The organism is Streptomyces sp. NPDC006551, assembly GCF_040611675.1.
In the GTDB taxonomy this organism is placed as follows: Bacteria; Actinomycetota; Actinomycetes; order Streptomycetales; family Streptomycetaceae; genus Streptomyces.
The window spans coordinates 20,689-46,462 of record NZ_JBEXOT010000026.1; the positions used below are offsets into that span (position 1 = coordinate 20,689).

General features: G+C 69.4%; 24 protein-coding genes. 17 read left to right on the forward strand and 7 right to left on the reverse strand.

Features of this window, described 5'->3' with window-relative positions:
- Positions 1-374 precede the first annotated feature (374 nt).
- The 9 genes from ABZY12_RS22135 to ABZY12_RS22175 all read left to right on the forward strand — a co-directional run bounded on the left by ABZY12_RS22135 (position 375) and on the right by ABZY12_RS22175 (position 11,156).
- The gene (locus ABZY12_RS22135; protein ID WP_356892856.1) at positions 375-3,227 is read left to right on the forward strand and encodes a hypothetical protein; all 2,853 of its coding nucleotides are present in this window, start codon (positions 375-377) and stop codon (positions 3,225-3,227) included.
- A gap of 267 nt (positions 3,228-3,494) precedes the next feature.
- Positions 3,495-5,003 carry a DUF4246 domain-containing protein gene (locus tag ABZY12_RS22140; RefSeq protein ID WP_356892858.1) on the forward strand — a complete coding sequence of 503 codons (1,509 nt, stop codon included), beginning with the start codon at positions 3,495-3,497 and terminating at the stop codon, positions 5,001-5,003.
- 553 nt (positions 5,004-5,556) lie between these two features.
- Positions 5,557-5,667 (forward strand): keywimysin-related RiPP, encoded by a 111-nt coding sequence (locus ABZY12_RS22145; RefSeq protein WP_215072813.1) that lies wholly within the window; start codon positions 5,557-5,559, stop codon positions 5,665-5,667.
- 25 nt (positions 5,668-5,692) lie between these two features.
- Entirely contained in the window at positions 5,693-7,561 is a 1,869-nt protein-coding gene (locus ABZY12_RS22150) for a lasso peptide isopeptide bond-forming cyclase (protein WP_356892860.1), read from the forward strand.
- A gap of 28 nt (positions 7,562-7,589) precedes the next feature.
- The gene (locus ABZY12_RS22155) at positions 7,590-7,844 is read left to right on the forward strand and encodes a lasso peptide biosynthesis PqqD family chaperone (protein WP_356892862.1); all 255 of its coding nucleotides are present in this window, start codon (positions 7,590-7,592) and stop codon (positions 7,842-7,844) included.
- On the forward strand, positions 7,841-8,272 hold the full coding sequence (locus ABZY12_RS22160; RefSeq protein ID WP_356892864.1) for a lasso peptide biosynthesis B2 protein: 432 nt from the start codon (positions 7,841-7,843) through the stop codon (positions 8,270-8,272). Before ABZY12_RS22155 ends, ABZY12_RS22160 begins: the two co-directional genes overlap by 4 nt.
- 78 nt (positions 8,273-8,350) lie before the next feature.
- On the forward strand, positions 8,351-8,968 hold the full coding sequence (locus tag ABZY12_RS22165; RefSeq protein WP_356892866.1) for a hypothetical protein: 618 nt from the start codon (positions 8,351-8,353) through the stop codon (positions 8,966-8,968).
- A 351-nt stretch (positions 8,969-9,319) separates the two neighbouring features.
- Positions 9,320-9,676, forward strand: coding sequence for a hypothetical protein (locus tag ABZY12_RS22170; RefSeq protein ID WP_356892979.1), 357 nt, complete (start codon positions 9,320-9,322; stop codon positions 9,674-9,676).
- Positions 9,677-9,863: 187 nt separating this feature from the next.
- Entirely contained in the window at positions 9,864-11,156 is a 1,293-nt protein-coding gene (locus ABZY12_RS22175; RefSeq protein ID WP_356892868.1) for a cation:proton antiporter, read from the forward strand.
- Positions 11,157-11,218: 62 nt separating this feature from the next.
- Here the strand turns inward: ABZY12_RS22175 and ABZY12_RS22180 are convergent, their stop codons facing one another.
- On the reverse strand, positions 11,219-11,518 hold the full coding sequence (locus ABZY12_RS22180; RefSeq protein ID WP_356892870.1) for an SHOCT domain-containing protein: 300 nt from the start codon (positions 11,516-11,518) through the stop codon (positions 11,219-11,221).
- Between the two features lie 43 nt (positions 11,519-11,561).
- Positions 11,562-12,014, reverse strand: coding sequence for a DUF6325 family protein (locus ABZY12_RS22185; protein ID WP_356892872.1), 453 nt, complete (start codon positions 12,012-12,014; stop codon positions 11,562-11,564).
- 219 nt (positions 12,015-12,233) lie between these two features.
- On the opposite strand from ABZY12_RS22185, the gene ABZY12_RS22190 reads away from it, so the two are divergent.
- Both ABZY12_RS22190 and ABZY12_RS22195 read left to right on the forward strand, forming a co-directional pair.
- On the forward strand, positions 12,234-12,668 hold the full coding sequence (locus ABZY12_RS22190; protein ID WP_356892874.1) for a DUF2550 family protein: 435 nt from the start codon (positions 12,234-12,236) through the stop codon (positions 12,666-12,668).
- A complete protein-coding gene (locus ABZY12_RS22195; protein ID WP_356892876.1) occupies positions 12,668-13,864 on the forward strand; it encodes a DUF2254 family protein in 1,197 nt (398 codons plus the stop codon). The genes ABZY12_RS22190 and ABZY12_RS22195 overlap by 1 nt, the downstream gene beginning before the upstream one ends.
- A 218-nt stretch (positions 13,865-14,082) precedes the next feature.
- Here the strand turns inward: ABZY12_RS22195 and ABZY12_RS22200 are convergent, their stop codons facing one another.
- Positions 14,083-15,072 (reverse strand): DUF1214 domain-containing protein, encoded by a 990-nt coding sequence (locus ABZY12_RS22200; protein WP_356892878.1) that lies wholly within the window; start codon positions 15,070-15,072, stop codon positions 14,083-14,085.
- Positions 15,073-15,383: 311 nt separating this feature from the next.
- Between ABZY12_RS22200 and ABZY12_RS22205 the strand changes: the two genes are divergently transcribed.
- The 3 genes from ABZY12_RS22205 to ABZY12_RS22215 all read left to right on the forward strand — a co-directional run bounded on the left by ABZY12_RS22205 (position 15,384) and on the right by ABZY12_RS22215 (position 17,518).
- Positions 15,384-15,788 (forward strand): SHOCT domain-containing protein, encoded by a 405-nt coding sequence (locus ABZY12_RS22205; protein ID WP_356892880.1) that lies wholly within the window; start codon positions 15,384-15,386, stop codon positions 15,786-15,788.
- A gap of 147 nt (positions 15,789-15,935) precedes the next feature.
- Complete coding sequence (locus ABZY12_RS22210) at positions 15,936-16,481, forward strand: LURP-one-related family protein (RefSeq protein WP_356892882.1); 546 nt, start codon at positions 15,936-15,938, stop codon at positions 16,479-16,481.
- Between the two features lie 365 nt (positions 16,482-16,846).
- A complete protein-coding gene (locus ABZY12_RS22215) occupies positions 16,847-17,518 on the forward strand; it encodes a GAP family protein (protein WP_356892884.1) in 672 nt (223 codons plus the stop codon).
- A gap of 55 nt (positions 17,519-17,573) precedes the next feature.
- Here the strand turns inward: ABZY12_RS22215 and ABZY12_RS22220 are convergent, their stop codons facing one another.
- Positions 17,574-18,701: a magnesium and cobalt transport protein CorA gene (locus ABZY12_RS22220; RefSeq protein WP_356892886.1), complete on the reverse strand. Its 1,128-nt coding sequence runs from the start codon at positions 18,699-18,701 to the stop codon at positions 17,574-17,576.
- Positions 18,702-18,902: 201 nt separating this feature from the next.
- Here ABZY12_RS22220 and ABZY12_RS22225 point away from each other — a divergent pair, with 201 nt between their 5' ends.
- A complete protein-coding gene (locus ABZY12_RS22225) occupies positions 18,903-20,018 on the forward strand; it encodes a winged helix DNA-binding domain-containing protein (protein WP_356892888.1) in 1,116 nt (371 codons plus the stop codon).
- A 41-nt stretch (positions 20,019-20,059) separates the two neighbouring features.
- Here the strand turns inward: ABZY12_RS22225 and ABZY12_RS22230 are convergent, their stop codons facing one another.
- A complete protein-coding gene (locus ABZY12_RS22230; RefSeq protein ID WP_356892981.1) occupies positions 20,060-20,875 on the reverse strand; it encodes a LuxR C-terminal-related transcriptional regulator in 816 nt (271 codons plus the stop codon).
- 117 nt (positions 20,876-20,992) lie between these two features.
- Between ABZY12_RS22230 and ABZY12_RS22235 the strand changes: the two genes are divergently transcribed.
- Positions 20,993-22,705: an AMP-binding protein gene (locus tag ABZY12_RS22235; RefSeq protein WP_356892890.1), complete on the forward strand. Its 1,713-nt coding sequence runs from the start codon at positions 20,993-20,995 to the stop codon at positions 22,703-22,705.
- Positions 22,702-24,366 carry an AMP-binding protein gene (locus ABZY12_RS22240; RefSeq protein ID WP_356892892.1) on the forward strand — a complete coding sequence of 555 codons (1,665 nt, stop codon included), beginning with the start codon at positions 22,702-22,704 and terminating at the stop codon, positions 24,364-24,366. Before ABZY12_RS22235 ends, ABZY12_RS22240 begins: the two co-directional genes overlap by 4 nt.
- A gap of 55 nt (positions 24,367-24,421) precedes the next feature.
- On the opposite strand, the gene ABZY12_RS22245 is transcribed toward ABZY12_RS22240, so the two are convergent.
- Together ABZY12_RS22245 and ABZY12_RS22250 are read right to left on the reverse strand one after the other, a co-directional pair.
- A complete protein-coding gene (locus ABZY12_RS22245; protein ID WP_356892894.1) occupies positions 24,422-24,970 on the reverse strand; it encodes a GNAT family N-acetyltransferase in 549 nt (182 codons plus the stop codon).
- A gap of 20 nt (positions 24,971-24,990) precedes the next feature.
- On the reverse strand, positions 24,991-25,734 hold the full coding sequence (locus tag ABZY12_RS22250; protein ID WP_356892896.1) for a TIGR04222 domain-containing membrane protein: 744 nt from the start codon (positions 25,732-25,734) through the stop codon (positions 24,991-24,993).
- Between the last annotated feature and the right edge of the window lie 40 nt (positions 25,735-25,774).

The window sequence follows — 25,774 nt, forward strand, 5'->3', positions numbered from 1 at the left end:
GCGCTGCCCTGACTGCAGCGGCGGTCGTGGCAGGCCGCCACTGGACGCGGCGCCACACAGGACGGACTGCCCAGACCGGCCGGGGCAGCCGTCGATTCACGCGCTGACGGGCGCCAGGCGACCGCTGATTCGGCGCAGCGGCGGCTGACCCGGCGTCGCGTGGCCGGCCATCGGCTGCCTTTACGAGGAGTCCGCGCAGCAGCGCCTGGAGAAGACCGCGGTCGGCTAGTGGCCGAGGTCGTGAACTGGGCACGCGCACATGGCTGCGGCGGTCGCTCCCAGGTCGACATGACGCGGACGCGTCACCTCACAGGTGAGTACTTCCTTTCGGTTCACCCCGAATGTCCACGACCTCGCTCGAGAGAGAAGACACGATGCTCAGACAGAGGCTGAAGTCGGTGCTCGCCGCGCTGACCGGCATCTTGATGGCCGGCGGCCTTGTGGCGATGACGCCACAGGTCGCGCAGGCCGATCCACCACCCCTGCCCCTGCCCGTCCCGTCCTGTGAACCCGGCCCTTGGTATGTGAGCAAGCACTACGAGGAGTTCGCACCGGCTGACGGGCCTTGGCGGGTGGCGCCCGGAGACAACCTCGAGGTGACCGTCACCAAGTCCCGCACCATCGAGGTGGGCGCCCAGTTCACCGCCGGCATATCGGCCGAGAAGCTCGTGGCCAAGGTCAACGCCGAGATCAGCATCAGCGCGAAGGCCTCATGGACGAGCTCGGTGGGTCTGAAGACCAACACCGTGTCCCCGTCCCACGAGATCACCTACGTCTCCTACGGCGTTTTCACCGAACGCGTCTTCATGATGCGCAACTGGTCCCCGGCCGGGTGCAACGTGGGGTGGCCCTATTCTCTGCAGAGCTTCGCGAGCGCCATGTGGGTGCAGCTCCCGAAGAGCGAGGGATTCAAGAAGGAAACGCGCTCCCCGGGACGGGGTGGTCTGGGGATACCCGGTGCGACCAACCCGCCCGCTCCGCCGCAGCCGCAGCCGGTGACCTCGGTGTATGGCCTGGCGGACGGAACGGTTCTGCACACCACGGACACCAAGCGCGTCTACAAGATGGTCGGTGGCGCGCCGGTCTGGCAGGCCACATGCGACGGCGGCATCTGCGGCACGGAGCTGCGTCCTACGTCCCAGTCGGTCATCGACGCGGGTCCGAAGACACCGCGCAACGGCTCGTCGGCCATCGACCAGCGCGGCCGCATATACATCTTCGTCGGCGGTGCGCCACTGCATCAGTCGCACTGCAACTCACCGGTCAACTGTGGCCGGCCGCCGAAGATCTCGGACTGGTCGATCGACGCCCGTGACCACATGAATCAAGCCCCGGCCGACGGCAACCTTGTGCAGGGCTGGAACGGCGGCAACGCGACACCGGTCGCGCAGACCGTCGGTGGGGCGCGGCTCAACTTCGCCAGCCCGCAGGAGGTCATCGACACGGGTTACGGCACGGACTGGCCCTCCAAGGTCGTCATCGTGTCGGACTACTCGTTCAACAATCTCGGAACGATCCCGAAGGACGGCACGCTCGTCCAGGGCACGGGTGGCGGCGCCTCGACGCCGGTGGCCATGTTCGTGGCCGGGTCGCGGATCAACTTCGCCTCGCCCGAGGAAGTGGTCGAGACGGGATACGGGACGAACTGGCGCGAGAAGGTGCGCGCGATACCGAGCCGTGTCTTCAACGAGTTCCATGCCGACATCCCGCCGGACGGCTCGCTCATCCAGGGAATCGCGAACGGCGTACCGACCCCTGTGGCGATGATGCTCGGCGGTGCGCGGGTCAACTTCGCCTCGCCGCAGGAGGTCGTCGACTCCGGCTTCGGTACCGACTGGGCGACCAAGGTCCGGACGGTGCCGGCGCGCGCGTTCAACATGATCCGTGCCGACGTGCCCGACGACGGCACGCTGATCCAGGGCACAGGCGGAAGCACGCCCGTCGCTGCGATCATCGGCGGTGCGCGGGTCAACTTCGCCTCGCCGCAGGAGGTCGTCGACTCCGGCTTCGGCACCGACTGGGGGTCGAAGGTCCGCCCGCTCCCCGGACGGGCGTTCAGCCTGATTCCTGACCGGATCGGGGACGGCACTCGGGTGAAGAAGGCCGGCACCACCTCGCAGGCCGGCATCGTCGGTGGGGCGAAGGTGCCTTTCGTATCGATGGACGAGCTGGTTGCTTCCGGTTTCGGGGACAAGCCGATGTGGACCATCCCCGACCGGGTGTGGGAAGCGATGACGACGAGGATCGCGGACGGCACCCGTATCAAGAAGAGCGGGTGGTCGTCGGAGGCCGCGGTGGTCGGTGGTGCCAGGGTCGACTTCCACACGGAAGCCGAACGCAACGACGCCGGTTACGGCGCCGTGATGCTCCAGGTCATTCCGGTCCGTGTGTGGGACGCGATGACGACGAGGATCGCGGACGGCACGCGCATCGCGAAGAGCGGGTGGTCGTCGGAGGCCGCGGTCGTCGGTGGTGCCAGGGTCGACTTCCACACGGAAGCCGAACGCAACGACGCCGGTTACGGCACCAAGGCTCGCCAGGTCGTTCCGGTCCGTGTATGGGACGGGATGACGACCACGATCGCGGACGGTACGCGGGTGAAGAAGGCCAGTAGCAGCTCGCAGGCCGGCGTCGTCGGTGGGGCGAAGGTGCCGTTCATGTCGATGGACGAGCTGGTGGCCTCCGGGTTTGGGGACAAGCCGATGTGGACCATTCCTGATCGGGTGTGGGATTCCCTCCCGGACCAGATCGCGGACGGTACGCGGGTGAAGAAGGCCAGTAGCAGCTCGCAGGCCGGCGTCGTCGGTGGGGCGAACGTGCCGTTCATGTCGATGGATGAGCTGGTGGCCTCCGGGTTTGGGGACAAGCCGATGTGGACCATTCCTGATCGGGTGTGGGATTCCCTCCCGGACCAGATCGCGGACGGTACGCGGGTGAAGAAGGCCAGTAGCAGCTCGCAGGCCGGCGTCGTCGGTGGGGCGAAGGTGCCGTTCATGTCGATGGACGAGCTGGTCGCCTGCGGGTTTGGGGACAAGCCGATGTGGACCATCCCCGACCGGGTGTGGGACTCGCTTCCCACTCAGATGTCCAACGGGACCCTCCTCAAGTCACCTGACTCGCCGACGGTCTGGCGGATGCTCGACGGCAAGAGGGTCGAGTTCACTGATCCGGCCGGAACCGTATGGGTAGTTCCCCAGCGAGTTCTGGACGCAGTTCCCCAAGGCTGAACATCACGCATGGCGGGGCAGGGGGCGGTCTTCGCTCTCTGCCCCGCTCCTGCTCGCCGCAGAGCGTGAGGTTTGTCGACTCCTGCTCCGCCCGAGCCGCCACCGCGGAGGAGGAGGAAGACCGGGTGCCGGGGCGCGAACCGGACATCACGCGACGACGTCGAAGCCCTGGCTCCCGGACCAGCGATGACAGGGACCACAGCGGCGGTGTCAGTCCGCTGAAGTATCCTTCCCGCCACCGCACACCGACTGTAGGGACCAAGAGATTTGACCGGCCTGGCTGCTTTCCCGATGCCCTTTCAAGCTTCCCGTTCCATATCGTTCGCGACACCCCGGACGCTGCGGGAACTTCAGATGATGCGGTGCAGCGCGCACATTCGGGCGAAGCCCGGGTGGTTCGACAAGATGAACGATGCCGGCATCGTCGCCAGGTGGACGCGAGAAGCGGTCGCCCAAGGCCTCACCGAAGCGCAGGTTCGTTACGTGCTTGCCGAACTCCGGCATTACGCCGCGCTGCGGGACGGACGAACCGGCGTCGAGGTGTCCGCTGTCGACGGGGTGTGGCAGTCGGACACACTGGTCGACGACGAGCTCAGATCCCGGCTGCGTGAGGCGGTTCGGGTTCTGGAGCAGGTTCCCGAAGCGGAACAGGACTGGCATCCCGGATCCGACGGCCAGGTACTGGATCTGGTTCATCCCTCACTGTTCTGCCTGGTGAGAGAGGTGAGCGGTGCGCCCGAGAGGGCTTGGCAGAACCCGACGGACCGCTACTCGAAGTACGAGTTCTCGGAAAAATTCCAGTGGCTCCCCACGGACGTCGACGTCAGTGACGACGGCGATGTCACCTTCCGTTCGTACGTCAACAACGTCCACCCCGACAATCATCGCGAACTGGCCTCGGTCCTGCCGGACTTGTTCGCGCGCTTCCGCCCGCTGCTGGAGAACGTGCTCACCGATCTGCGCCATCCGCGGCCCCTGCGGATCGAGGCCGATCCTTACGGGTGGTACGACTCGGAGCCGGAGTATCCGGACAAGTCGTCCTACGGTGATGACGGTGCCTACAAGGAAGCCCTTCGCGCATGGGAACAGGCCCAGGACGACTGGTGGGAGAACCGCCGTCCGGCCGTCCCGGACGCCCCGGTCTTCACCCCGCCCGAGTTGCCCGATGAATCCGCCCGGGTCGACCTGCGCGGCCGCCGTCTCCAGGTCATCGTGAAGCTCGCCTCCATTCATCTCACCCCGGACAAGCCCGAGTACGCCGGCGGTTCCTGGCACGTCGAGGGGATGCTGAACGAGCGGATCGTCTCGACCGGGATCTACTACTGGGACAGCGAGAACATCACCGAAAGCCGGCTGAGTTTCCGGGCGGCGCTCGACGACCCGGACTACGAACAGAACGACGACAACGGCCTGCGTGAGGTCTACGGCCTGGAGAACGAAGACGCACTGAACCAGATGCTGGGATCGACATCGACCCCAGCGGGCCGCTGCCTGGCGTTCCCGAACATCCTGCAACACCGTGTCGGCTCATTCCGCCTCGCGGACCCTACCCGCCCCGGATCTCGCAAAATTCTCGCGTTCTTTCTCGTCGACCCGTCGGAAAAGATCGTCTCGACATCCGATGTGCCACCGCAACAACCATGGTCGGACACCTCGACCATGACGCTTGAACAGGCCAAGAACTACCGCGAACAACTCATGCAGGAACGCAAGTTCTTCGTCGACGAACACAACGAGCAGCTCTACGAACGAGAATTCTCCCTCTGTGAGCACTGAACCTCTTCCATCCTGATGACACGCAGGTCAGGAGGGTGTGGACGCTGCGTCGAGTCGCAGCGGCGCGAACCGGTACTCCCCTCGCCGACGTGCTGGGACGCCCAGATCCACAGACAGCCGCGTGATCTGACTGTCTAGGTTCCCACCGTCTGTAAGGCAGCGGTATCCAGCCATTCGGATATGGGGAGCGGCGGCGAGGATGTGCGGCGGCGGGGCCGTTGTGCGCCCCGGTGGCTCCGTCGCACTGCCATCGGCGTACGCACGTCGTCAAGCGCGCTGCACACCACTCGATACACAGGTCAGAACGCTTTTCATGCTCGTGTGCCATGCCCCACGCCGAAAGCCTTGCGTCTGACCGTCCATGCCGTTGCTCCAGGGGCGAATCCGGCCACATTCGGAATGTGCGTATAGTCCGACTTTTCTGGGTGGTCTTGTTGCGGCTTGCCCTCATGCGCATAGCTATTGAGTGCACCGCTTCCTCGCCCCGGGCTCCCGATGAGTCCCGGGGCAAGCGGCTGGGAGGCGGTCGTGACACCCGCACCTGAGGAGAGTCATGAAGAAGGCATACGAAGCGCCGACGCTCGCCAAGCTCGGGACGTTCCGGAAGAAGACCGGGCTCCTGCAGAGCTCCGGCAACGACCGGCTGATCCTGAGCAAGAACTGACGACCGACGGTTCTGACTCGACGTCATGACTGAACTGCACGAGAGTGCGGGAACGGGCCCCGGCGACGCGCACTTCGCGGTCTTCACCGACCGCGAGGAGGCGGCCGCCGCGGCCCGCTCCTTCTCCCGCCCCGGAACGCGCGTCCTGAAGTACGCCTCGGGCCGGCCCTGGCTGGTGGGGCAGTGGCACGACCAGGACATCGTGACCGCGCGCGCCGGCCACGCGGCCCTCGCCGTCATCGGCTGCTGTCCCGTCGACGCCGCCGAACTCGAGCGCCGTGCCGGGCGGTTGGCTGACCTTGCCGAGCTCGACGGGCTGGCTCGTACTCTTCCCGGGAGCTTCCATCTCGTCGGCGCGCTCGACGGACAGCTCAGGGTGCAGGGCACCGCGTCCGGGCTCCGGCTGGTGTTCCATGCCTCCGTCGGTGGTCTGCGGGTGGCCGCCAGTCGCGCCGACGTACTCGCCGCCGCGCTCGGCGCCGAACCGGACTCGGAGCAAGTCGCGGTCCGGCTGCTGTGGCCGGTGCCCCATCCGCTCGCCGAGGCGCCCATGTGGCAGGGCGTCACCGCCGTACCGCCGCAGGAGGCGCTGATCGTCGCCGCCGACGGCCGGACCGTGCGTCACTCGCGCTGGTGGACACCGCCCGAGCCCGTACGGACGCTGGCCGACGGCGCGCCCGCCGTCCGGGAAGCGCTGGTCGCGGCGGTCGACGCCCGTACGAGACAGGGCGGCGTCGTCAGCTGCGACTTGTCCGGCGGCCTGGATTCCACCTCCATCTGCTTCCTCGCGGACCGCTCACCGGCCCGGGTGGTGGCGAGCACCTGGCCGGGGCGCGATCCCGCCGACACCGATCTGTACTGGGCCGAACAGGCCGCGCGCTCGATGCCGGAGGTCGAGCACGTCGTCTGGGACGCCGACGCCTCCCCGCTGGTCTACAGCGATCTGCTGACCATCGATGATCTGCTGGACGAACCGACCATCGGCGTCATGGACCGCTCGCGCGTCCTGCATCATCTGCCGGGCATGGCCGAGCGGGGCAGCCGGCTTCACCTGACGGGCATCGGCGGCGACCATGTGGCCTGGTGCTCCGAGGCGTACTACCACCGGCTGGCACGCACTCGCCCCCTGTTCGCCCTGCGGCAGTTGCGCGGCTTCCGAGCCCTGTGGCAGTGGCCACTGGGCGGCACGGTACGCGCGCTGGCCGACTCCCGGCCGTACGGGACGTGGCTCGCCGACTCGAGCGGCCACCTGCGCGCCCCGGTGCCCGCGACCGTCAGCACCAGCCTCGGCTGGGGCATGCCGCCCCGGCTCTTCGACTGGGTCACTCCGGACGCCGAGCGGATTGCCCGGCGAGCGCTGCGCGAGGCGGCCGAGTACGCCGTCCCGCTCCACCCGGACCGTGGCCTGCACGCCGATCTGGACCAGATCCGCTCCTGCACCCGCATCATCCGCCAGTGGGACCGGATGGCGGCCCGGGCCGGCGTGCCGATGGCCTCGCCGTTCCTCGACGATCGCGTCATCGAGGCGTGCCTCGCGGTCCGCCCGAGCGAGCGCGTCACACCTTGGCAGTACAAGCCCCTCCTGACCGCAGCCATGAGCGGGATCGTTCCCGAGACCTGCCTGCGGCGCACCAACAAGGCCGCCGCCTCCATGGACGCCTCCAACGGGCTTCGGGAACACCGCGCCGATCTGCTGGCGCTGTGGGAGGACTCGCGGCTGGAACAGCTGGGTCTGGTCGACGGGAAGGCTCTGCGCCGCCTCGCCCAGCGGCCGGCCACACCCGAACTGCGCGAGGCGATCCTCTACTCGACCATCGCCGCCGAAGTGTGGCTGCGTGGCCTCTCCCGGACCCCGAAGGCCACAGCCGGCACCGGTACCTCGAACGGCCCCTGAACTCCACCACGCGAAAGGTACGCACACCATGGCACTGCGGTTCGGCGCCGACGTCTCCACGGCGGACACCGACTACGGCACGGTCCTACTGGACGAACGCACCGGGGAGTACTGGGAGTTGAACCCCAGCGGCTCCCTGGTGGTCAAGACGCTCATGGCGGGCGGTGACGAAGCGGACGCGGTCGCCGCGCTCACCGGCGAGTTCGAGATCGACCTCGCCCAGGCGAGCCGGGACGTCGAGGCCCTCGTACAGCAGCTGCGGGTCTCGGGGCTGGCCGAATGACGACCCCCAGCGCCCTGGAGAGGCCCACCGGAGTCCCCTTCGCGCGGCGCCTCGCCGCCCGTCTCGTCCTGCTCCCCGCGCTCGCGCTCTCCCTCCTGCCGCCCCGGCGGATCCGTGCCGTGCTCGGCTTCGCGCGGCGCGGTGCCGCCCCCGCCACCACCGCGCAGGCCGCGAACGCCCGGGGTGCGATGTGCGCGGTGAGCCTGCGCTGCGCCGGCCCCAAGGGCTGCCTGCCCCGATCGCTGGGAGCCGCGCTGCTGTGCCGGCTGTCGGGGACCTGGCCGACCTGGTGCACCGGGGTGCGCGTGGTGCCACCGTTCACCGCGCATGCCTGGATCGAGGCGGACGGCCGGCCCGTCGACGAGGGCGTACCCGACGACTACTTCACGCGGCTGATCACAGTCGGCCCCCAGAGCCGATCGGGTTGATGATCACCGGTCCTGGATCAGGCGCAGGCGGAGGCGGAGGCGGGCGGCGACCGCTCCACCCGAGCCGCGGTCGCGAACATGTACCGGTTGACCGCCGGACACTGTGCCTCCGTCGTCGTCGCCGTGCTCACGCTGGTCGGCTCGGCTCGGCTCGGCTCGGCTCTGGCTCTGGGTCTCGCCCAGCCGCTCGTCGCCGAGCAGACCGTCGACGCGAGTGGCCGCGGACAGGTGCTGTGGCCACTCCTGCTGGTCCTCGCCGTGCTCTTCGTCACCGAGGCGGCGACGGGCGCGGTGGGCCGTTTCGTTCTGGAGCCTCGCCAGGTTCTACGGACCGGACTCCGGACGTCTGCTCTTCGACGGCCTGCCCGCCACCGAACTGAGTCGCACCACCTGCCGCGAACGCACCACCTGCCGCGAACGCATCGCCGTCGTCGACCAGGGCACCCACGTCGTCCACGGCACGCTGCGCGACAACCCGCGCCCGGCGCCACCGACGCCGAAGTACGGCGCGTCGCCGAGCTCGCCCGCCGGGAGGGAGTCGCGCGAAGGCTGCCGGGCGGCCTGTCGGGAATGCTCGGCCCTCGCGGTGGCACCCTCTCGGCCGGCGAACGCCACAGGGAACTGCTCGACAGCAGTCCTACCTACCGCAAGCTCGCTGCCGGACAGATGCTCCATCCGGCCACGACCACGCCGTGAACCTTTCGCCGGCCGCCGAGCCGGGCGTCACTGCCGTCCATGCCAGGTCGAGGACAGGGCCGTGGCCGAGCTGAGCGGACCGCCTCGACGTCACGACGATTCTCGCCCTATGAGGGCAACTGCGTTCTGGGAGGTTGTGAGGTGGGGACCGGCGCGCTCGAGCGGAGGGCGGCGGTGTGGGCCTCGTCTTGAGATGCGGCCCGTGGCCGGGGCGCGGACATTGGAGATAGTGCCTGCTCGTCCGGCGGGCGTTCATCGAAGGAGCACGCCATGACCGATCAGTGGGGTCGGACCTCTCAGAACCGGTCGGCAAGTGATTTGGGGGGCGGGCGGGCATTCGCCGCGGGGACGATGGTGCTCGCCTCGGTACTGATGATCCTCGGCGGGATCATGGCCATCCTTCAAGGCATCGCCGCGATCGCCAATGACGAGGTCTTCGTCAACACCCGTGATTACGTCTTTCAGCTCGATCTCACCGGATGGGGCTGGATTCATCTCATCCTGGGCCTCATCACCTTGCTGGCCGGGGTCGCGTTGCTGAAGGGTTCCACTTGGGCGCGGATCGTCGGTGTCGCGCTGGCCTCCTTGCTGGTGATCGCGAACTTCATGTGGCTGCCCTACCATCCGCTGTGGGCGCTGGCGCTCATTGCGGTCGACGTGCTGGTCATCTGGGCGCTGTGCACGGCTCCCCGCCCACCGGAGGACTGACCGACCGGATCGGGCTGCCGACGGTGCTCCGCAGCGCACGGGGAGAGCGTCAGGCTGGCGGCGGCAAGCCGGTCATTCGCTCCAGAGGGTCGCGCCGGGGCGTGCGTCTCGCGACGCAGATCCCTGACGGTCCGGAACGCGCGGGGAGTGCCGCTCGCGGCGAGGAGTGCGGATGAGCCAGTGGGCGGTGGTGGTGGCGGCGGGCGCGATCGCCGGGTACGGGGTGTTCTCCCGGCGGCTCGCGACCACGGTGGTCTCCGGACCGCTCGTGTTCGTCGTATGCGGTCTGGCGATCGGTCCGCTGGGCCTCGACCTGCTGAACCGGGAGCGGGATCCGGAGCTCACTCGGGCGCTTTTCGAGAGCGCGCTGGTGTTGATGCTGTTCACGGACGCCGCTTCGATCCGGGTCGGGGCCCTGCGCCGGGAGGGCTTCCTGGCCCTGCGGCTGCTGGCCGTGGGGTTGCCCGCCACGATCGTGCTGGGATGGCTGCTGGCATGGCCCCTCCTCCCCGGCCTGGGCGTGTGGGAACTGGCTCTGGTTGCCATCGTCCTCGCGCCGACGGATGCCGCGCTCGGGCAGCAGGCGGTCTCCAACAAGCGAGTCCCGCCGCTGATCCGTCACGGCCTGTCCGTGGAGTCCGGACTGAACGACGGCTTGGCCTTGCCCTTCTTCCTCCTGGCCCTGGCGGCCGGCGGCGGAAGCCATGCGCACGCAGGCGTCGGCGAGACGTTCCTGCGTGCCCTGCTGCTCAGCGGCGCGCTGGGCATCGCCGCCGGGTGGGGCGGGGCACACGTGCTGCGTTGGTCGGCACTGCGGGGCTGGAGCAGCCCCACATGGTGGCCGTACACGACGCTCGCCGTCGCGGCGATCGCCTACGTGCTGTGTGTGGCGGCCCAGGGCAGCGGCTTCATCGGCGCCTGGGCCGCGGGTCTTGCCTTCGGTCACCGGATGCGCCGGGCACCGTCGGGACGGCGACCTCGAGCCGACAGCCCCGATCCCGCACGCAGTACGGAGTTCAGCGAACGGCTCGGCCTCCTCCTCGCCTCGCTGAGCTTTCTCGTCTTCGGCGCGGTGATCCTGGGACCGGTGCTCGCGAACCTCACCTGGCGTATGGTCGCCTACGCGCTGATCAGCCTGACCGTCGTCAGGATGTTGCCCGTTGCGCTCGCGCTGATCGGCACCGGGCTGCGCCCGGCCTCTCTCGCCTACATGGGCTGGTTCGGGCCACGGGGGCTGGCGTCGCTGGTGTTCGGACTGCTCGCCCTGGAGGAGGGGATGCCGGGGTCGCCCCTGTTGAGCGGTGTCATCGCGGTGACCGTGGGGCTGAGTGTCTGCCTGCACGGTGCGTCGGCCCCGTTCCTGGGAAACCGCTACGGCGACTGGTTCGCCGGAAGGCTGCGTACTGACCCGACCAGCCTGCGGGAGAACACTCTCGCCGACCCGCGGCACGCGGCACCACCGCAGACAGGAAACACCTGAGATCGTCCCGGGACCACACGGAGCCCGGGACCACACGGAGCCCGGGACCACACGGAGTGTGCTCAGGTGCCGAGGATCAGCGCCTTCTGCGCTTCGAACTCAGCCTCGGTCAGGACACCCTGCTCTTTGAGAAGGCCGAGGTCCTTGAGCTGGGTGATTTTGCTGCCCATGTCGTCGGCCGGGGGAGCCGCCGGGGCGGCTTGAGGGGGAGCGTCCTGGTAGGCCGGTGGTTGCGGCGGCGCCGTTGGTGTTTCCTGCGCGGCCCAGCGGCCGGCCTGGCGGCGCGAGACCCGGTTGGAGACGGCAGTGGCGGTTCCCGAGACCACGGCAGTTCGGGCGATTCCGCGGAGCAGGCCTGGCATGACGGTTCTCCTCGGTTGGGCTGAACTGGACTTGGGGCGGGGTTCAGGCCGTGGTCTCAGCGGCATCGAGCGCGGCCATGATCTCCTGTACGGGGATGCGGCCGCTCGCGACGAGTCGGCCTCCGCCGCGCCGCAGTGCCGCGGCGAGCGGCGCCGCCCACACGTTCTCGTACACGAGGATGCCCGCGGAACTGCCTTTTTCCAGGACGCCGCTCACATCGTCGATCTCAGCCTGGCCGAGCAGCCCTGAGGAGACGCCGTCGAAGACGGTGAGGTCGAGCCCGCCATCGCCGGTCAGCTCGGCGAGTTCCACACCGACGACCGACCCGTCCGGTTCCTTCCGCACGAACAGCAAGTCCAGAATGCGGATGACGCCCCGGTCGACGAGGTCGACCAGGAGAGGCAGCCCCTCACCGGTCATGCGGCTCTGGGGGAACTCGATGACGAGGTAGTCGATCGGTCCCGTCTCGCCGGTGTCGATGGCTTCGCTGCTCACGTCGGCTCCTCATCGAGTCGGGCCCAGTAGCCGGACGCTGAGCTCCGGAGAGTCGTCCACCCCGAGCCGTCGTTCCCGGCATGAAATGTGGAACGGTGCGGTGGCGGCACCTTCGTGCATCGCGCCTGTGTCCCATTCCACCAGCGGGCGGCCCTGTGCGCATCTCGGCTGGACTGTTCGGTCAGGCGGTATGACTGGTACGGCGGGATAATTGAAACCATGCTGATCGCGCTGCTCGCCGTCCTGGGTGTGGATCTGATCGTGGTCGTCGCCCTGCTGGCCGCCGTGCTGGCACGTCGACGCTGGGTCAGCCACCGGCCAGGGGCTTTCAAAGGCGCGATCCGGGTGGACGAGGGCCAAGTGCCGGGGCTGGGTGGGAAGTGGCGGCGGGGATACGGCCGCTGGGTGCGCGACGTCCTTGTCTGGGAGAAGGCCCCCTTTCTCTTCCGCAGCGAGTTCGTCCTGGTCGATGAGGTCGCGGGTCCTGCGCGTACGGCCGAGCCTGGTGAGGTGAAACGGCTGGGTAAGAGCGTCACGGTCGTGTCCCTGGCCGTAGAGGGCGGAGCGCGGATCGCGGTCGCTGTTGAGTCGGGCGCGCGGGAAGCGGCACTGGGCCCCTTCGCCGTGCGCGGGCGTCGATCGCACCGAACCTGATGACGCCCGCAGGTCCCTGGCGGCGCACCAGCCGTCTGCACGCCGGACGCACCCAGCTGCTGTTCACCCTCATCGGACTGGGACTGGGCCTGGCACTGCCGAGGGTCTCCGTCGGCCCGCAGCTGGCAGCACGCCAGGTCACGGACATGCTGCTGGGGCTGGGCTTCGGTGTTCTGGGCGTGAGCGGCATCATCTTCTCGCTGCTCTTCCTGGTGGTGCAGTGGGCCCATACCACCTTCACCCCACGCCTGACCATCTTCCGCCAGGAACCGATCGTCTGGCGGACCTTCGCCTTCGCCATCGCTCTGGCCGTCTTCTGCGTCACCGCCGCCCTCACCATCGGCACCCGTCCCAGCGTGTCGGTGTCGGTACCGGTGCTCGCCGGAATCCTGTTGCTCATCCTGCTGACCCTGCTGCGGAACCTGCAGCTGCAAGCCTTCGCATCCATCCAGATCGCGCCGGTTCTCCACGAGGTCACCGCGCGGGGCCGCGCCAATCTTGAACCGCTCTGCCCCCCGGAGCACGCGGGCGGTCCATCCCCGACAGCGACCGCGCTGCCCCCGCTCACCTCTACCGTCACCTGGCCCGAGCCCATGGCCTTGCTGCAGCAAGTCGACGGAGAGAGGCTGCTGAAAGCCGCCCATGAGGCGAATGCGGTCATCGTCCTGCACACGATTCCGGGCACCACTCTGCACCGCGGCATGAGGGTCGCCGACGTGCACGGCGGGCAGCTGTCGCCGCCGGCCGTCCTGGACGCTCTTGTCACCGGAGTCGAGCGGACCTTCGAGCAGGATCCGTTGCTCGCCTTCCAGCTGCTGGCCGATATCGCGCTGAGGGCGCTTTCTCCGGCGGTGAACGACCCTGCCTCCGCCGTCCACGCACTGGACTGCCTCCAGGACCTGCTCAGCGGGCCGGGGCCGGGACGGGCGACCGCGGGTTGGCTGCGGATCACCGCCCAGGACGGGGTGGTGCGGGTGCTGATGCGGCTCCCCGACGGGGAGGCCTTCCTGCGCACCAGTCTCGACGACGTCATCGCCGCGGCGAACTCACCGGCCGTACTCCTTCGCCTGCGAGGTCTGCTCCGGCACTTGCGCGACTGCCACACGTTTCCCGACGAGACACTGACCCGCCGCCTTGCCTGGGTCGAAAGCGAGCTCGCCGAACGCTTCCCTGCGGTGTGGAGCGAAAGACCGTGACCGGAACCGGGCGGGAAGCGAGCTGAGACCTCCCCACCACACGGTGAACCCGGCATCCCCGCGGGGCGCGTCGGGCTGTAGCAGTAGCAGTAGCAGTAGCAGTAGCAGTAGCAGCAGGAGCAGGAGCAGGAGCAGGAGCAGCAGCAGCGCCGAAGCCGAAGGCCGTCAGCCGGACCGCACGGCAGGCGGAGTACGCATGCCGGCACCGGTCACCGACGTCATGAACCCGCGTCGATGGTGGGGAAGGTCCAGGAGCCGTCGAGAATTGCCTGGTGGGGGCGGTAGAGCCGAACCAGGTAGTTCCAGCCCTCCATGATGGGCAGGCAGTTGGCCCGGCCGTCTGCGCAGCCTCCGAAACGGACGGTGATCGAACCGTCGTCATTGGGCACCCCGGTGACGCTGTTGACGCTGTAAGCATCCCGGTCGTTGGCCTCGAAGAATCCGTCCGCGTTGTACAGCGAGATCGACCAGAAGGCATCCACGGGAACGTCACGGACCGTCAGTTCGTACTCACCGACGGGCAAGCCCGGGTTGACGGTGATGTAAGACGCCTCCGTCTCCGGCAGCCCGCCCCACCCGGCCGCCGTTCCGACGAGATGGCGTACGGGGTCCACGGCGTCGCGCGTGCCGAAGGCGCGTTCCACTCCACTGAGGCCCTTGGCGAGTTCGAGCAGGGCCTGGCGGGTGGCGGTGAGGCTCTCCTCGTCGTAGTCGGCCGGTTCGAACGGGTGGTCCGACACGGCCGTGAGTCCGAACCCGTCCTGCAGCTCGCCGACTGCGGCCAAGTCGTCGGAATCGGCAGGGTCGACGAGTACGCGCAGGGCGACGACTACGAAGGGGGTATCGAACTCCTCCACGGTCAGCTCGTAGACACCGGGCTCGCGGAAGATGCGGTTGATGTAGTGATCCTGATTGACGACCATCACCGAGATGTAGCGATCGCCGGGGTCGGGGATGCTCAGCGTCGCACCGCGGCTGATGTCGACGACCGCGAAGCTGTAGAGCGTGTCCCGGTTCATCCGGATGACGGGCTGCTGATCGATGGGGGTGGGGGTGCGGTTGTGAGACCAGTTGTTCACGCCGCCGGCTGCCCGCTGGAGGTCGTTGAACATCCTGTCGGTCTCAGCACGTACGAAGTTGTCGACGTTGACCCGCAGGGCATTTGACATTATCTCCTCCAAAATTCCCCCATTGTCGGATCCTTGCATGGGGGCGTGGCTACGGCAACACAGGGTGACCAGTCGACTCGCGACGGCTCGACCGAGGCTTGGGTGTCCGGATCCGCCCCGGGCCGGCAGGCCGCGACTGCGTGGTGCCCGCGTTGTCCAGTCGGTGGTGCACGGGCATGGGCCGGGGATGCGACGGTCGGTGCGAGGCGGCCCGTGGGCCCGGTGAGGCAGCCACGACAGGCACTGGGTGAAGTGCGGTGGTAAGACAGATATGAACGCCGCCTATTTCAGGGTGACGCGTATCGCCGCGTGACCGCCGCTCCCCGGCAGTCGCCGCGGCAGGGAGCGCCATGGACGACTACCCACTGCTCAACCTCTTCTTGACGATGCTGGAACTCTTCCTCTTCGTCGTCTGGTTCTTCCTGCTCTTCAAGATCGTCACAGATGTCTTCCGCAGCCACGACCTGGGCGGCTGGGGAAAGGCCGGCTGGACTGTCTTCATCATCGTGCTCCCCTTTCTCGGCGTCCTCATCTACCTCATCGCCCGCGGCAAGAGCATGGCTTCGCGTGACGTTGAGCAGGCCCAAGCAGCCGACGCGGCGTTCAAGGCCTACATCAAGGACGCCGCCGCCACACAGGGCAGCGGCGATGCCGACAGCCATGCGGAAGTGCTGGTCAAGCTCGCCGACCTGCGAGCCGGCGGGGTGATCACCGAGGCCGAGTTCCAGAAGGCGAAGGACAAATTGCTCGCCTGATCGCATGGGCGGGCGCCACACCCGGAAGGGGAACGGCGTCCCCGGTCCTCTCGAGGACGGTCGGCGGTCGCGACCGTGTGATCCGTCGAGTCGCGAGCGGGCGAGGCCGGTCACAAGAGTCGGCGACCAGGAGAAGGGGATGGAGCGATGTTCGAGGAACGCAAGGACCGCCGTCGTGCGAACCAGGCTTTCGATCGCGGGGAGGGCGTCACCCGCTACCGCATGCGGGAGAAGGCGGTTTCGTTCGGGAACGACTATTGGATCGACAACGAGGCGGGCGACCACCTGTACAAGGTCAACGGCAAGGTCCTGCGCGCCCGCCGCACGTACAAGATCGAAGACCGCTACGGACGGAACGTCGCCACCGTCCAGAGCCGCCCTCTGCGAATCAAGGACTCGATGGCGATCGAGGACGCCGACGGTCGCCGCGTCGCCCTTGTCAAGAAGGCGCTCGTCAGTCCCTTGCGCGACCGCTGGGTCATCAAGCCCGAGAACGGGGAGGAACTCACCGTCCAGGGCAACATCGTGGACCACGAATACGCGATCGAACGCGACGGCTACAAGATCGCCGAAGTCTCCAAGCGATGGTTCCGCGTCCGTGACACCTATGGCCTGGACATCGGTCCCGCGGCCGACCCCACGACCGTCCTTGCCGCTGCCGTCGCCATCGACGCCATGACCCATGACGACTGACCCCCGGTACGCAGCAGCAACGGCTCCTCCGGCTCCCGCCGCGGAAGGTAGAGGTGAGCGATGGGCCGCTCCAAGAAGAGCACCGCACGATCAGCCGTCGCGGGCTTCCCCGAGAAGGAGAACCGACCCGTCGGACACCGACCGACCGGACACGCAGACCACCGGACACAAGCCGACCGGTCGGGAAAAGCCTGGGCCATGAAGCGACCGCTTACCGTGAACGCGCTGCCTGAGAAGAGCGTCGCGGGGGGCAAGCGCGCCCCCCGACGCGCTCCGCAGCAGCCGGCATCCGGAACCGACAGCTGCCGCACACCGGTTCGCCGACCGGTCCGGCGAAGGGCCGATCGGGATGGCCGGGTGGGGTCATGACGCTTGACCTGATCCTCATCGGCCTGGGCATCACGCTCTATCCGCTGCCGATCATGGCCTTCGTCATGGCGGTCTCCGCGCCCCGGGGTGTGTGGAACGGACTGGCCTTCGTCCTTGCCTGGCTCGCCTGCCTCGTCGCTGTGATCACCATCGTCCTGGCCCTGACCGGCGGACAGCCGCCCCCGCCCAAGTCACCCCCCTCGACAGCCGCACTGGCCGCCAAGCTGGCCTTCGGGATCGCCCTGGTCGTCTACGGCCTCCACCGGCGTCGCCTTCGCGGCACCGCCCGCGACTCCTCAGGCCCCTCGGCGCCCGATTCCCCCACCACACGTACTTCCCGGATGTACCGCAGCTCGATCTGGTCCTCCGCGGTCGTCGCTGTGCTTCTGCAGCCCTGGGGCATGGTCGGCGCCGCCGCGGCAACCGTCGTCCAGGCCGACCTCTCCCGTACGGAGTCCTTCCTGGCCCTGCTCGGCTTCTGCATCCTGGCCACCTTCAGCCTTCTGGCCATGGAAGTGTCCCTCGTCTTCGCGCCCCAGCCGGCGCACCTGGCGCTGACGAAGCTGAGCACCTGGCTCCAACGACACCAGGAACAGGCCCTCGTCGTCCTCTGTCTCCTCCTAGGAATGTGGGTGGCAGGAAGAAGCCTCTACCAGCTCACCAGCTGACTCACTTCACGTTGAGCACGGCAGATGAGGAGGGCGATGGCCCACTCCCCAGCGCCTACAGCCAGTCCCGCCTCTTGAAGATGAAGTAGAGGCTCGTGCACACCGCTGCCATCAGCAGAATTGCGAACGGATAACCGAACGTCCAGTTCAGCTCAGGCATGGTGTCGAAGTTCATGCCGTAGATGGTTCCGACCAGTGTGGGTGCGAAGAGGATTGCCGCCCACGAGGAGATCTTCTTGATCTCCTCGTTCTGTGCGAAGCCGGCCTCCGCCAAGGCGCGCATCTCCGCGTTCTGTTGTTGGGTGACCAGCGTCGCGTTCACCGTAAGGATCTCCGTCAGGGCCTGGCGGAAGCCGTCCACGCGTTCGCTGGTGTGGGTGACGTGGTCGGCCACGTCGCGGAGGTAGCGCTGGAGTTCCTCGTCCGTGCCGTACTTCGCGAAGCCGGCCATCAGGCCGTGCAACATGCCGACCAGAGGGCGGGTGGCGCGCTGGAACTCGACCATTTCGCGGGAGAGTTCGTAGATGCGACGCGAGACGGCGGGGTCGCCGCCGAAGACCTCGGTCTCGATCTCGTCGATGTCGTTCTGGACTCCCGCCACCACCGGGGCGTAACCGTCCACGACCGCGTCGAGGATCGCGTACAGGACCGCCTCCGGACCCAGGGCGAGGAGTTCGGGGTTCTCCTCCATGCGGTGGCGGACCGCCGAGAGGTCCGGGGCGGCGCCGTGGCGGACCGTGATCACGAAGTCCTGGCCGACGAAGACGTGGAGCTCGCCGAAGTCCACCTCCTCCTGCGCGTCGAGATAGCGGGCCGCGCGCAGGACGACGAAGAGCGTGTCGCCGTACCGCTCCAGCTTGGGGCGCTGATGGGCCTCCAGCGCGTCCTCGATCGCCAGCTCGTGCAGATCGAACTCCGCCGCCAGCGAGTGGAGTTCGGCCTCGGTGGGACGGTGGAGGCCGATCCAGGCCATGCCGTCCGGGTACTTGCGCAGCTGACGGAAGGTCTCGGCGAGCGAGTCGGGGGAGGAGACCCGGTGCCCGTCGCGGTACAAGGTGCCCTGCACCACGCTCCGCCGGCCGGCCGGCCGCGTGGCGTCGTTCGCGGCGGGCTCCACCGGCGTGGCGTCGGCCGGCGGGTCCGGCTGACGCCGCCATGCTGCGCGGGGGCGGCGCTCCGACATCGTGGGTCCACCTTCGCGGTCAAGATCCCGGCCGGGGTCTCGGCCAGGGTCTTCGGTCAGGGTCGTTGATCAGGGGCGTGATCAGGGTCTTCGGGCAGGATATACGGGGCGAATCGCGGCGGCGCGATGTCGTCGCGGCCGGCGACCCACCGCCCCTCTTGAGGACCGTAACAGTCCTCAAGCCCGAGTAGCGTTCCGTCCATGGCCTCCAAGACGACCGCCCCGGTTCTCGCCGCCCGTGCGCTGGGCCGCGCCACGCTCGCGCGGCAGCTGCTGCTGACACCCGCCGCGCTGTCCGCCGAGGACGCCGTCTCGCACCTCCTCGGCCTCCAGGCGCAGAACACCAAGCCGCCGTACTACGCGCTCGCGGCCCGGCTCGAAGGATTCCGGCCCGAGGAGCTCTCCGCGCTCATGGAGGCGCGCGAGGTCGCCCGGATCGTCACCATGCGCTCCACCATTCACACCCACACCGCCGACGACGTGCTCACCCTGCGGCCCCTGGTCCAGGCGGCTCGCGACCGCGAGCTCAAGATCTTCCGCAAGGGGCTCGACGGCGTCGACCTCGACCGGCTCGCCGTCCTCGCCCGCGAGCTCGTCGAGGAGCGCCCCCGTACCCCGAAGGAGATCCGCGAGGCGCTCCTGGTGGAGTGGCCCCACGCCGATCCCCTGGCCCTCACCGTCGCCGCGCGCTGTCTGCTGCCCCTGGTCCAGGTCACCCCGCGCGGCCTGTGGCGCAGAAGCGGGCAGGTGCGCCTGACCACCGCCGACGCCTGGCTCGGCCGCGCCGCCGGGCCGGCCCCCGCCCCCGACGCCACCGTGCTGCGCTACCTCGCCGCCTTCGGCCCCGCCTCCGTCAAGGACATGCAGACCTGGTCCGGTCTCACCCGGCTCCGGGACGCCTTCGAACGCCTCCGCCCCCAGCTCCTCACCTTCCGCGACGAGCACGGCGTCGAGCTCTTCGACCTGCCCGACGCCCCGCGCCCCGACGAGGACACGCCGGCTCCGCCGCGCTTCCTGCCGGAGTTCGACAATCTGCTCCTCTCCCACGCCGACCGCACCCGCCTCCTGTCCGCCCACGCCAAGGACCGCAGGTGGAAAGGGAACCAGGCGTACCGCGTCTTCCTGTACGACGGCCTCGTCGCCGGGCTGTGGGACCTGGAGGAGACCAAGGACCGCACGACGATGACCGTCCAGCCCTTCGGACGTACGAGCAGGAGCGAGCGCGCGGAGCTGACCCGGGAGGCGGAACGGCTGCTCGCGGTGATGGCCCGGGAGGGGCTTCCGTACGAGATCCGGTTCGGTGCCGTCGACGCGTAGGGCGATCACCGCTCGGTGCCCCGCCCGCCCCGGCCCGCCCTCTATGGCAGCAGTCCGGCCCTGCGGGCCGCCACCACCGCCTCCAGCCGGGTGTGGGCCCCCAGCTTGCGCATCGTCGAGCGCAGATAGCCCTTCACCGTCTCCGGGCGCAGCCCCAGCCGTGACGCCGCCACCGCGTTGGTCGCGCCCGACGCCACCGCCGCCAGCACATCCGTCTCGCGCGGCGTCAGCGTCACATCCGTCGGCCGTCCCGGTCCCTCGGAGGCCGTCTCCAGGCGCCCGCACACCGAGAGCAGCCGCGCGCGCAGCTCCGGGTCGTCGATCCGGGGGGCCAGCGCCCGCAGCTCTCCGTGCGCCTGCCGGACCTCCTCCCACGAGGGCCCCGCGTGCCCCACGGGACCCACGTCCCCCGAGGCGGGGGCGGTGAGGAGCCGGTGCACCTCGTCGCGTACCGCGAGCGCCTGTTCCACGTCCCGGGCCGCCGCCACGGCCGCGTCGAAGACGCGCTCACCGATCGGCAGGGCGTCGCGCAGCGCCCCGTACAGCACACCGCGCACCGTGCGCCGTACGACGACGGGCACCGCGATCACCGAACGCAGGCCCTCCGCCGCCACCGCCCCGTCGTACTCGTGCGTGATGTGCCGCGCGGACGGGTAGTCCGTGACCGCGCACGGCCGCGACAGGGCCAGACACTTCCCGCCGAGCCCGCTCCCCGTCGTGACCGCGAGTCCGTGCAGGGCCGGCGTCAGGGCCCCGTTCAGCTCCGCGATCCTCAGCCGCCGGCCGTCGTGCAGCAGCCCGCCGAAGACCACCTGCAGCCCGGTGGCGCGGCGCAGCCGCAGCAGCGCCGCCCGCATCTCCACGCCTTGCGTCTGCTCGGGCACGGAACACTCCTTCACCCCCGAACGGGGGTAGTGAGACCTGGGTCACTGATTACACGATGTCCGTGACCGGTCCCGCAACGAGGAGGACACATGACGGCTACCAGCGCGACGGAGAGGTTCCGGGCCGCCCGCGACTTCCTGCTGGAGCACCGCGCGGACTACGAGACGGCGTACGAGGGCTTCGCATGGCCCCGGCCCGACCGATTCAACTGGGCGCTCGAATGGTTCGACGTCATCGCGGCCGGCAACGACAGGACCGCCCTGCACATCGTCGAGGAGGACGGCTCCGAGACGAAGGTGAGCTTCGCGGAGATGTGCGCCCGCTCCAACCGGGCCGCCAACTGGCTGCGCACCCAAGGGGTGCGCGCCGGTGACCGGATCATCGTCATGCTCGGCAACCAGACCGAGTTGTGGGAGACCGCCCTCGCGGCCATGAAGCTGCGCGCGGTCGTCATCCCGGCGACGCCGCTCCTCGGCCCCGCCGACCTGCGCGATCGCGTCGAGCGCGGCCGGGCCCGGCACGTGATCGTGCGCGCCGAGGACACCGGCAAGTTCGACGAGGTACCGGGGGAGTACACCAGGATCGTCGTCGGTGCGGACGGCGCTGTCGGGCGGATCGGCTGGCTGCGCTACGAGGAGGTGTACGGCACGCCCGAGACACCCGGGACGTCCGAGGTCTTCGAGCCGGACGGCGTCACCCTCGCCGACGACCCGCTGATGCTGTACTTCACCTCCGGAACCACCGCCCGGCCCAAGCTGGTCGAGCACACCCACACCTCGTACCCCATCGGCCATCTCGCGACGATGTACTGGATCGGTCTGATGCCCGGCGACGTGCATCTGAACATCTCCTCGCCCGGCTGGGCCAAGCACGCCTGGTCCAACCTCTTCGCGCCGTGGAACGCGGAGGCGACCGTCTTCATCCACAACTACACCCGCTTCGCCCCGGCGCGGCTGATGGCCGAGATGGAGCGGCACGGCGTGACCAGCTTCTGCGCCCCGCCGACCGTCTGGCGGATGCTGATCCAGGCCGACCTCACGCAGTTGAAGAAGCCCCCGCGCGAGGTCGTCGCCGCCGGTGAACCGCTCAACCCCGAGGTCATCGAGTCCGTACGCCGGGCCTGGGGCGTCACCATCCGGGACGGCTTCGGCCAGACCGAGACCGCCGTGCAGGTCTCCAACAGCCCCGGCCAGCGGCTCAAGGAGGGCTCCATGGGCCGGCCGAGCCCCGGCTACCGGGTCACTCTGATCGATCCGGTGACCGGGCGGCCGGACGTCGACGAGGGCGAGATCTGCCTCGACCTCTCGACCGATCCGGTGGGGCTGATGACCGGTTACCACGGCGACCCCGAGCGCACGGCCGAGGCGATGGCAGGCGGCTACTACCGCACCGGCGACATCGGCTCCCGCGACGCCGAGGGCTACATCACGTACATCGGCCGCAGCGACGACGTCTTCAAGGCCAGCGACTACAAGATCAGCCCCTTCGAGCTGGAGAGCGCGCTCCTGGAACACGAGGCGGTGGCCGAGGCGGCGGTCGTCCCGGCCCCCGACCCGCTGCGGCTCGCGGTCCCGAAGGCGTACGTCGTCCTCGCGGAGGGCTGGGAGCCGGACGCCGACACGGCGAAGGTGCTCTTCGCCCATTCGCGCGCGGTGCTCGCCCCGTACAAGCGGGTGCGGCGCATCGAGTTCGCCGAGCTGCCGAAGACGGTCTCGGGCAAGATCCGCCGGATCGAGCTGCGCGAGCGTACGGCGAACGGCGACGGCGCGGGCACGGAGTACAGCGAGGGGGATCTCGCATGAGCACCGGGACCGGGGAGCTGAGTCCGTCCGACGCGGCGAGTCCGGGCGGCGAACCGCCGCTGTCGTACGCGCACGGAACCGGCACCACCGAGCTGCTCGGCGACACCATCGGCGCCAACCTCGACCGCGCCGTCGCCACCTGGCCCGACCGTGAGGCGCTGGTCGACGTGCCGACCGGACGCCGCTGGACCTACGCCCGATTCGGCGCGGATGTCGAACGGTTGGCGGCCGCGCTGCTCGGCAGCGGGGTCTCCAAGGGGGACCGGGTGGGGATCTGGGCGGTCAACTGCGCCGAGTGGGTGCTCGTCCAGTACGCGACCGCCCGTATCGGCGCCATCATGGTGAACATCAATCCGGCCTACCGCGCCCATGAGTTGGAGTACGTCCTCCGGCAGGCCGGGATCTCGCTGCTCTTCGCGTCACTGGCGCACAAGACCAGCGACTACCGTGCGATGGTCGAGCAAGTGAGCGGCAGTTGCCCGGAGTTGCGAGAGACCGTCTACTTCTCCGACCCGACCTGGGACGCGTTGCTCGCGCGTACGGCCGGGGAGCTCCGGCCGGCCGCTCTCTCCTGCGACGATCCGGTCAACATCCAGTACACATCGGGCACGACCGGCTTCCCCAAGGGAGCTACCCTCTCCCATCACAACATCCTCAACAACGGCTATTTCGTCGGGGAGATGATCGCCTACACCGAGCAGGACCGGATCTGTGTCCCGGTCCCGTTCTACCACTGCTTCGGCATGGTGATGGGCAATCTCGCCGCCACCTCGCACGGCGCCTGCGTGGTCATCCCGGCCCCGTCCTTCGACCCCGCGGCCACCCTCCGCGCGGTCGAGGAGGAGCGGTGCACCTCGCTGTACGGCGTGCCGACGATGTTCATCGCGGAGTTGAACCTGCCCGACTTCGGCACGTACGACCTCTCTACGCTCCGCACCGGGATCATGGCGGGCTCGCCCTGCCCGGTGGAGGTGATGAAGCGGGTCGTCGCGGAGATGAACATGGCCGAGGTGTCGATCTGTTACGGCATGACCGAGACCTCGCCCGTCTCCACGCAGACCCGGCGCGAGGACGACCTCGAGCGCCGTACGGGCACGGTGGGCCGGGTCATGCCGCATGTCGAGGTGAAGATCGTCGACCCGGCCACGGGCGTCACGGTGCCGCGCGGGACGGCCGGCGAGCTGTGCACCCGCGGCTACAGCGTGATGCTCGGCTACTGGAACGAGCCGGAGAGGACCGCCGAGGCGATCGATCCGGGCCGCTGGATGCACACCGGCGATCTGGCGGTGATGCGCGAGGACGGATACGTGCAGATCGTCGGCCGGATCAAGGACATGATCATCCGGGGTGGCGAGAACGTGTACCCGAGGGAGATCGAGGAGTTCCTCCACGGCCACGAGAAGATCGCCGACGTCCAGGTCGTCGGCGTCCCCGACCCCCGCTACGGCGAGGAGATCCTCGCCTGCGTGATCCCCCGCGACCCGGCGGATCCGCCGACCGTGGAGGACGTCACGTCCTTCTGCCGCGACCGGCTGGCGCATTACAAGATCCCGCGCCGGGTGGAGATCCTCGCGGAGTTCCCGATGACGGTGAGCGGGAAGGTACGGAAGGTGGAACTGCGGCAGCGTTACGGGGCGGGGGACGGGAGCGGGGCCGGTTGAGGGGGCGGGGCCGGGATGACGGCGGGGGGTGCCCGGGGCCGGGCGGCCCCCGCGCTCAGATGTCCGAAGGCTGAAGGCGAGGTGCGGCGGGGGTCAGCTCGCGGCGCATGCAGACCCGCGGCCAGGTGGCCAGGCCGTGCGCGGCCTCGGCCCGCTGGATGGCGCGGAGCCCCGCGGTGAGGCCGGGGTCCGCGTCCTCGAGGGCCCGAAAGCCGAGGCGGGTGTAGTACGGGGCGTTCCACGGGACCTCGATGAAGGTCGTCAGCGTCAGCGCGGTCAGCCCCTGCCGTGCCGCACCCGCGGCCAGGTGCTCGATGAGTGAGCGTCCGATGCCGCGGCGGGCGGCGGCCGGGTGCACCGAGACCTGCTCGATGTGGGCCGCCCCGTCGACGGTGTCCGTCAGCAGATAGCCGACCGGGCGGTCGTCCGCGCTCACCGCCACCCAGGCGCGGCCGTCCCTCCGGTAGGCCTCCAGGACCTCCAGGGGCAGGGGCTCGTCGTCGGCGATGACCGCCATACCGAGGGTTCGGAAGGGCTCGCCGGCGGCCCGTTCGATGTCCTGGAGCAACAAGAGTTCGGCCGGTGCGGCCACCCGGATGCGCATAGGACGAGTATGGCGCGGCCTCAGAGCCTGCCGGGGTCGGCTTCGCCACCGCGGGCGAGCAGGCCGCCGTCCCGGGAGAAGCGGGGGAGGAAGAGGGCGAGCGCGGGGTCTCCGTGGAGAGCGACGTACAGCTGGACCAGCTTGCCGTCCGTGACGTCGGCGCGGTGGGCGGGCAGCGGGTGCCGCTCGCGCAGACAGGCGAGGAGCCGGCGTGTGGCGCGTGGCGTCGGCGGCAGCAGGAGCAGCGCCGCCGCCGCGAGCACCGGTACCGCACCCAGGCCCAGCGACAGGGCGAGTTCCGCACCGGACGGCGCGGTGGCCAGCAGCCCTCCGGCCACCGTGAGCGGTACGCAGCCGAGCAGGGCCCGCGCGGCCCGCAGCCTCCCCGGCGGGCGCAGCAGCCCGTCCCGCCCCAGCTCGGTCCGCAGGGCGTCGACGGCCCGGCGCGCCGGGGGCCGGGAGACCAGCGCCCTGACGTCCAGGGCGCGTTGGAGCGAGCGGTGCACGCCCAGCTGGACCGGGTCGGGGGCCCGTCCCGGCCCGCCGTTGGCGCGAATCGTGCCCTTGCGGCCGGCGGCCACAGCCCCCCGCTGGTGCAGGGCGACGAGCGCGACGGTGACGGCGGCCCGCGGTCCGCCCCGCAGCAGAGCGAGCGCCTGCGGCGAGAGCTCCACCCGCCGCGGGCTGCGGATTCGCAGAAGAGTGGCCGCGAGGGCCAGTTGACCGCAGGCCACAGCGAGGAACCACCACATCTCCGTCGGCATCACGCCCACCCCCCAAGGGAGTTCTGCCCACGGGAAGCGT